Source organism: Aeromonas sp. 2MA4, from assembly GCF_029237305.1.
Taxonomy (GTDB): Bacteria; Pseudomonadota; Gammaproteobacteria; order Enterobacterales; family Aeromonadaceae; genus Aeromonas; species Aeromonas salmonicida.
In genome coordinates, this window is sequence record NZ_JAACFY010000022.1 from 69,646 (window position 1) to 77,279 (window position 7,634).

The window sequence follows — 7,634 nt, forward strand, 5'->3', positions numbered from 1 at the left end:
TTATACAATTTCGCAATACTTTGCCTAGTCAGTGGTCATTTCAATAGTCATAAATGATGACTTATGTCACCTAAGCAGACTATATGACCACCACCAATCATTTTTAGTGCTTTTACTTTCAACAAAGGCGCAACAGACGGGAATATTCACTATCAGCACAATAGCATTAAGCTTCGAATGAGTAGTGAATATTTATGTGAAATGATTTTTAAACGGCAGCATATGCCGGCGAATGAAAATTAAACAGTGGTATATAGGGGGATGCCAGCGTAGCCATCCCCCTGGCCGGGTAATTCAACCCAGCCAATATGCCAATAATTGCATACAAAGCAGGGCGAACAAACCGGCGATGAGATCGTCCAGCATGATGCCGAGTCCGCCGTGAATGCGGCGATCAAACCAGGAGATGGGCCAGGGCTTGAACACATCGAACAACCGGAACAGCACAAAGCCGGCCAGCACCCAGGTCCAGCCGGCTGGCGCCGCTATCATGGTCACGCCAAAGCCGATCACCTCATCCCAGACGATGGCGCCGTGATCCGGCATACCGATGGCGTCGGTGGCACTCTGGCAGATGCGAATACCCGCCACGAATCCCACCACCAGCAGGGCAATGAACCAGGGAGTGGAAAGCCCGCTCACCAGCAGGTACAGCGGTATGGCGGCCAGCGTCCCCATGGTACCAGGTGCCTTGGGAGAGAGACCTGAGCCAAACCCCACCGCCAGAAAATGGAGCGGGTTCTTCAGGTTCAGCCTTTTCAGCTCGGGCTTTATCATAAACAAGGTCATGCGAAGTGATCCCAGCCTTTCAATTGCAGCTCGACCGTTTGCTCGCCGCGGACATAGTCGATACCCGGCTCACCGGCCAAGATGCGGCCGATCCGGGTGAACTTGACGCCACAGTTGGCGAGTGCCGTGTCCAGCGCGCCGCGATACTCCTCGGGCACGGTGAAGCAGAGCTCGTAGTCATCGCCCCCGGCAAGCGCCAGCTGCCAGGCATCCAGCTCCGAGACCGCATCCTGCAGCACGGGCGAGAGGGGCAGCAGACCAAGGTCAATCTGGGCCCGCACCCCGGAGGCCTTGAGGATGTGACCGAGATCCGAGGAAAGCCCATCTGAAAGATCCAGCGCACTGCCCGCCAGCCCGCGCAGGGCCTGGCCGGCCAGAATACGGGGATGGGGATGATCGAGCCTGGGCAGCACGGCGGCCAGCTGGTTCTCGTTGAGGGTGCGCTTGCCAAGCAGATGGGAGAGCGCCAGGGCGGCATCCCCCAGGGTACCAGTCACATAGATGCCATCACCGGCCTTGGCGCCGCTGCGCATCAGGGCTCGGCCTGCGGGAACGGATCCCTTCACCGAGACTGTGATGGAAAGCGGCCCGCGGGTCATGTCACCGCCCACCAGCGCCACATTGTAGTATTCGGCCAACTCCAGAAAGCCTTCGGCAAAACCTGCGACCCAGCTCTCATTGATGGCGGGCAGGGTCAGCGCCAGGGAGACCCAGCGCGGCTCGGCCCCCATGGCGGCGAGATCGGACAAATTGACCGCCAGCGCCTTGTAGCCAAGATCCACCGGATCCATGTCTGGAAAGAAATGGACGCCGCTCACCAAGGTGTCTGTGCTCACCGCCAGCTGGGTATCCGCTGGCAGGGTCAGCAGGGCGCAATCATCTCCAGGGCCCATCACCACGTCCTTGCGGGCGTGGGGGATCTTGAAGTACTTATCAATCAGCTCAAATTCACCCATGCAATAAAAAGCCAGCGGTTAGGCTGGCTCCTCTCTTCAAAGCGGTTCACGATCTTGCTGCGAAGCCGTAAACACGCTCGTGATGCTGATGGACATCAGGATCAACGCTTGTTCAGCGTCTTGATCACCTTGTCCAGTACACCGTTGACAAACTTGTGGCTGTCATCGGCAGCAAAGGCCTTGGCCAGCTCGATCGCTTCGTTGATCACCACACGGGGCGGCACATCATCGCGACGGGTCAGCTCATAGGTCGCCAGACGCAGGATCGCCTTGTCCACCATGTCCACTTCTTCCAGCGGACGGGAGAGGAAAGGTGCAAACACCTTGTCCAGCTCGTTGCAGTGGAGGGCTACCCCGAACAGCAGATCGCGGAAATAGTTCAGGTCCACACCCTTGGTGTCCTGATCGATCTTGAACTGCTCTTCGATGTCGCCCACGTTGGCCCTGGTCATCTGCCACTGGTAGATGGCCTGGGTGGCGCAATGGCGGGCTTTACGGCGCTCGGACGGTTTCAATGTACTTCTCCTCGTTACACGTCCAGCTGTTTCAGGACGTTGATCATTTCGAGCGCGCTCAGTGCAGCCTCTGCACCCTTGTTACCCGCCTTGGTACCGGCTCGCTCGATGGCTTGTTCAATGTTTTCTGTGGTCAGCACGCCGAAGGCAACCGGAATTTCATATTCCATCATTACCTGGGCCATGCCCTTGCTGCTCTCGCTTGCCACCAGCTCGAAGTGATAGGTGCCGCCACGGATGACGGTGCCCAGCGCGACTATGGCGTCGTATTGACCACTCTTGGCCAGCTTCTTGATAGCCAAGGGAATTTCGACGGCGCCCGGCACGCGTACCAGGGTGAGATTGCTGTCCTGGACTTGGCCTTGACGCTTCAGTACGTCCACAGCACCGTCCACCAGGCTTTCGTTGATGAAGCTGTTGAAACGGGCAACGACAATAGCAACGCGCGCCTCAGGAGCGGCGATATTTCCTTCGATAACCTTCATTGGAAATCCTGTATCTGTGCAATCAAAAGGGGCCGGAGTCAAAAGTGCGCATATTCTAGCACAACAGACCCACGACAAAAACCATGGCCGCAACGGGCGGCCATGATCGCAATGTCATGCGGGCGACGTGCTTATTCGCCTACGTATTCCACCACTTCCAGGCCGAAACCGCCGAGGGCGTGGTATTTCTTCGGCGAGCTCAAGAGCCGCATCTTGCCAACCCCCAGGGTCTTGAGGATCTGGGAGCCGACACCGACCCGACGCGAAGTACCCTGCCACTTGGCTCCTTCCGGTTGCAGCCCCTTGTCGGCGGCCTCAAAGCCCTTGACCCGCGCCAGCAACTCGGCGCCGTGGGCCTCGGCCCCCAGGATCACCAGCACGCCGCCTTCCTGGGCGATGCGGGCCATGGATTTGGGCAAGGGCCAGCTGCGGGCGGCATGGCGGTCGGTCAACAGCAGATCGCTCAGCACATCGTGCAGGTGTACCCGCACCAGAGTGGGCTGGTCAGCCTGTATCTCACCCTTTTTCAGGGCGAAGTGAACCTGATTGTCGATGGTGTCGCGGAAAGTAATGAGGTCGAACTCCCCATATTCGGTAGGCAGTTTGCACTCGGCCACTTTCTCCACCGTGGTCTCGTGCTGGTTGCGGTACTCGATGAGGTCGGCGATGGTGCCGAGCTTGATGCCGTGCTGCTCGGCGAACACTTCCAGATCCGGACGACGGGCCATGGAGCCATCCTCGTTGAGGATCTCGACGATGACGGAAGCGGCCTCGTAACCGGCAAGACGGGCCAGGTCGCAGCCCGCTTCGGTGTGGCCAGCGCGGGTCAGCACGCCACCATCCTGGGCCATCAGCGGGAATATGTGGCCCGGCTGCACCAGGTCGGCGGCCTTGGCATCGGGCGCTACGGCAGCCTGTACTGTGACGGCGCGATCCGCCGCTGAAATACCTGTGGTCACCCCCTCGGCCGCTTCTATGGTCACGGTGAAGGCAGTGGAGAACTGGGCATTGTTGCGATCAACCATCAGCGGCAACGCCAGCTGCTTGCAGCGATCCCGGGTCAGGGTCAGGCAGATGAGGCCACGGCCGTAACGGGCCATGAAGTTGATATCCTCCGGGCGGACACAGGAGGCGGCCATGATGAGGTCCCCTTCGTTCTCCCTGTCTTCGTCATCCATCAGGATCACCATCTTGCCAGCCTTGATATCGGCAATGATTTCCTGGGTTGTGCTCAGCGCCATGGGCTACTCCATCAACTTGCTTCGGGGATTGAGCCCGGAGGCTCACTTTGATACAGAGTTATGTTGCTCTAGATGGGGGCTCTGGGCCCCATTTCAATCAGAGCGGGATCACAGAAAATCGTTTTGGTCAGCTGTTTCGCCACTTACAGAAAACCGGACTGGGCCAGTTTCTCCAGGGTCAGGCTGGAGGTAGCAGCGTCCTGCGCCTTGCCTTGCATCAGCCGCTCCAGATAACGGGCTATCTGATCCACCTCGAGATTCACGTGATGACCCGGTTTCCAGCGGGCTATGGTGGTCTCCTGGGCGGTGTGCGGCACTATGGTGAGGCGAAACAAGTCCCCCTGCACGGCATTGACCGTCAGGCTGATGCCGTCTACCGCGATCGACCCCTTCTCGGCGATGTAGCGAGAGAGCTCGCCCGGTGCCTTGATCCAGTATTCGATGGCGCGGCCGCTGCTGGACTTGCTCTTCACCTCACCCACCCCGTCCACATGACCGGAGACCAGATGGCCGCCAAGCCGGGAGGTCGGCATCAGGGCCTTCTCCAGATTGACGGGATCGCCGACTTTGGCCGCAGCGAAACCGGTACGAGACAGGGTTTCCAGCGACACATCGGCGGTGTAACTCTTGTCGCCAAGACCAATCACGGTCAGGCAGACGCCGTTGGTGGCAATGGAGTCGCCCAGCTTGACGTCGCCAAAATCCAGCGTCGGCGCGTGAACTGTGAGGGCCATGTCCTCGCCTTGGCGGCGCAGCGCGGCAAGGGTTCCCACCGCTTCGATAATTCCGGTAAACATGCAGATCACCTTGATGATGACGGGGCCGGTTCGGCCCCCGATAACGATTGGAAAATCAGGCTATCCTGGCGGTGATGCGGATATCCTGTCCCACCATCCGCACATCCTTGATGCAGAGCTTGGGCGCCTGGAAAAGACGGGTGAGCGCTGGCAGATGGAACAGGCCACGCCCCTCATCCCCCATCAGTTTAGGCGCCTGATAAAGCACCAGCTCATCCACCAGCCCCTTGTCCAGCAGGGCACCGCAAAGCCTGGGCCCGGCTTCTACCAGCACGGAATTGATGTTCCGCTTGGCCAGCAGCATAAAGAGGCTGACCAGATCCAGCTTGCCATCCAGCAGGGGCAGCTCCAGTTGCTGCACCCATTCAGGCCAGTCGCCAGCCGCCTTGTGACGGGCCAGCAAGACAGGGCCTGTGCTCTGGAACAGGGGCAAGTCCGGGGTCAGCCGGTTCTGGGAATCGACGATGACCCGCAGAGGCTGGCGCAGGGTCTCTTTGGGATAGCTGGCCTTGACCGAGGGGGGCAGCTCGTCCCAACGCACCGTCAGCGACGCGCCATCGGCCAGCACGGTTTCGGCGCTGGAGAGCACGGCGTCGTGACCGGCGCGCAGCCGCTGCACATCGGCACGGGCCAGGGGGCCCGTTATCCACTGACTCTCGCCGCTTGCCATGGCGGTGCGGCCATCGAGGCTGGCACCGAGTTTGACGGTCACCAGCGGGAAAGCGGTACGCATCCGCTTGAAGAAGCCCGGATTGAGCGCCTCGGCTTCACTCGACAGCAAGCCAAAATCGGTCTTGATGCCCGCTTCCGACAACATCCGCAGACCACGCCCGCCCACCTCGGGGTTGGGGTCGACCATGGCCGCCACCACCCGGGTCACCCCGGCTTTGATCAGCGCCTCGGCGCAAGGGGGGGTACGGCCATGATGGGAGCAGGGCTCCAGGGTCACATAAGCGGTCGCACCACGGGCTTCGTCACCGGCCTCATGCAGGGCATAGATCTCTGCATGGGGTTCTCCGGCTCGTTTGTGCCATCCCTCGCCGACCACAACGCCGGCTTTCACCAGCACGGCGCCGACACAGGGATTGGGGGCCGTGGTATAGCGGCCGCGGCGGGCCAGTTCAAGGGCCCGATTCATCCATTGGTAATCATCTTGACTAAACATCTGGGCTCCCGTTCAAAGCGAGAAAATGGGCGTTGCAGGTTCGATTGGCGCAGCGTAACCGGACATTGGGAAGCTTATTTTTCCAGCTTGGCGATCTCTTCGCCGAACTCGCGGATGTCCTCGAAGCTGCGATAGACGGAGGCAAAACGGATATAGGCGACCTTGTCCAGGCTCTTGAGCTCATCCATCACCAGATTGCCCACCAGCTGGGAGGCGACTTCGCGCTCACCGGTGGCTCGCAGGCAGGACTTGATATGGTTGACCCCCTTTTCGATGGCCTCCATGCTCACGGGTCGCTTCTCCAGCGCCCGCAGGATGCCACCACGCAGCTTCTCTTCATTGAAGGGCTCGCGGGAACCGTTGGACTTGATGACACGGGGCATCACCAGCTCGGCCATCTCGAAGGTGGTGAAGCGCTCGTGACAGAGCAGGCACTCACGACGGCGGCGTACCTGATGGCCTTCTGCCACCAGACGGGAATCGATCACCTTGGTATCAACCGCACTACAGAAAGGGCAATGCATCGGACCTCCGGCGTTAACAAACAGGGCACCTGACCACAGGGGCAGGATCTTGGCGGGCCAGTGTAGCACGGCCATCCAAAACCGGTAAAAGCCCAGAAAAACAATATGTCACCGTCTATATTCCTTAAACACTTCAGAGGGTGCGAAGTCCGTCTATGGCCGTTGCAGGCAAGCAGATGACGGTATTTGCATCCGCTTCGATCAGCGCAACAATGGCGTCTCTCGGGCCTTCTCGCCAGGCATCCGTTGCATAGAATGCCGCCTGGGAAGCGTTCAGATGCGCAAGATCATCGTATGCCCGCATCAGAAAATAGACATCCGGATCATGCAGGGAGGGGCCGTGGCTCACCACGTCCATCCCCCATTTACGGTGCAGTGGCATGCTCTGCTCGGTCACCAGCGCATGAAACTCGGCGCGGCTCCCCGCCTTGAGCCGATAACTGCGGATTTCCAGCACTCTCTTCATCGCACTTTCTCCAGCTAAAAAATACCGCCAGCAAGGCGATATTTAACCATTCACTCAACCAGAAACTCAGTCGTCATAGGGCAAGTCGGCGGGGTCACAACCTGCATGGTCGGGTGCCGGATCTTGCGCAAACTGCACCGCATCAATGTGAGTGTGCCCCTCTATCAATGCCTTGCACACCCTGTGCATGCCATCCATGACCCGACCTGCACTATCCAGAATGATGGGATAGGCAAGGGAAGCACTGGCAATCAACTGACAATGCTCGGCTATGCTGCGCACCGTGGGTCTGGCCACGCCGTGTCCGTACCAGTGATCGGTATCCAGCTCGGCAATCTGTACCAATGGCACAGCTTGCACCGGCAAGCCTTGGCTCAACCGCACCAGACGCCGAACATCCCATGCCAGCAGCCCCTCAGGGCTATCGCGAAAATGGTACTGGGCACGGATGGGCTCGATCAGATCGCAATCTGTGATACCGGGCTGGGCTGGCATTATGCCTCCTATGTCTGCTGCACAAGCTCGGCGCCCATGGCGGGGCCGAAACAGAAAAAACAATGCCACCCGCAGGCTGTCTCTTGATCACATCTGTTGATGCTCAAGAGACAGTGCCAGTTCATAGCCTTCAAGGAGGGTCTGTAACCTAAACCAGCCCTCCCATAACACCGCTATCGAGGCTCGCCCCGTTCTCTTGGT

Annotated in this window: 10 protein-coding genes; all 10 read right to left on the reverse strand. The window is 59.4% G+C overall.

Going from position 1 to position 7,634, the window contains the following annotated elements:
• Nucleotides 1–294: 294 nt before the first annotated feature.
• Complete coding sequence (locus tag GWQ31_RS18950) at nt 295–789, reverse strand: phosphatidylglycerophosphatase A (protein WP_005317590.1); 495 nt, start codon at nt 787–789, stop codon at nt 295–297.
• Complete coding sequence (thiL, locus tag GWQ31_RS18955) at nt 786–1,745, reverse strand: thiamine-phosphate kinase (protein WP_125598235.1); 960 nt, start codon at nt 1,743–1,745, stop codon at nt 786–788. Before thiL ends, GWQ31_RS18950 begins: the two co-directional genes overlap by 4 nt.
• A 101-nt stretch (nt 1,746–1,846) precedes the next feature.
• Entirely contained in the window at nt 1,847–2,260 is a 414-nt protein-coding gene (gene nusB, locus GWQ31_RS18960) for a transcription antitermination factor NusB (RefSeq protein ID WP_005317593.1), read from the reverse strand.
• A 14-nt stretch (nt 2,261–2,274) separates the two neighbouring features.
• Nucleotides 2,275–2,745, reverse strand: a complete 471-nt coding sequence (gene ribE / locus GWQ31_RS18965) for a 6,7-dimethyl-8-ribityllumazine synthase (RefSeq protein ID WP_005317595.1) — start codon at nt 2,743–2,745, stop codon at nt 2,275–2,277.
• Nucleotides 2,746–2,876: 131 nt separating this feature from the next.
• On the reverse strand, nt 2,877–3,986 hold the full coding sequence (ribBA, locus tag GWQ31_RS18970) for a bifunctional 3,4-dihydroxy-2-butanone-4-phosphate synthase/GTP cyclohydrolase II (RefSeq protein WP_058393749.1): 1,110 nt from the start codon (nt 3,984–3,986) through the stop codon (nt 2,877–2,879).
• Between the two features lie 143 nt (nt 3,987–4,129).
• Entirely contained in the window at nt 4,130–4,783 is a 654-nt protein-coding gene (locus GWQ31_RS18975; protein ID WP_059111410.1) for a riboflavin synthase, read from the reverse strand.
• A 55-nt stretch (nt 4,784–4,838) separates the two neighbouring features.
• A complete protein-coding gene (ribD, locus tag GWQ31_RS18980; protein ID WP_059111409.1) occupies nt 4,839–5,948 on the reverse strand; it encodes a bifunctional diaminohydroxyphosphoribosylaminopyrimidine deaminase/5-amino-6-(5-phosphoribosylamino)uracil reductase RibD in 1,110 nt (369 codons plus the stop codon).
• A gap of 74 nt (nt 5,949–6,022) precedes the next feature.
• Nucleotides 6,023–6,472, reverse strand: a complete 450-nt coding sequence (gene nrdR / locus GWQ31_RS18985; RefSeq protein WP_005317604.1) for a transcriptional regulator NrdR — start codon at nt 6,470–6,472, stop codon at nt 6,023–6,025.
• Nucleotides 6,473–6,605: 133 nt separating this feature from the next.
• Nucleotides 6,606–6,938, reverse strand: coding sequence for an NIPSNAP family protein (locus GWQ31_RS18990; RefSeq protein WP_275910013.1), 333 nt, complete (start codon nt 6,936–6,938; stop codon nt 6,606–6,608).
• Nucleotides 6,939–7,004: 66 nt separating this feature from the next.
• The gene (locus GWQ31_RS18995) at nt 7,005–7,433 is read right to left on the reverse strand and encodes a hypothetical protein (protein WP_275910014.1); all 429 of its coding nucleotides are present in this window, start codon (nt 7,431–7,433) and stop codon (nt 7,005–7,007) included.
• Nucleotides 7,434–7,634: the final 201 nt, after the last annotated feature.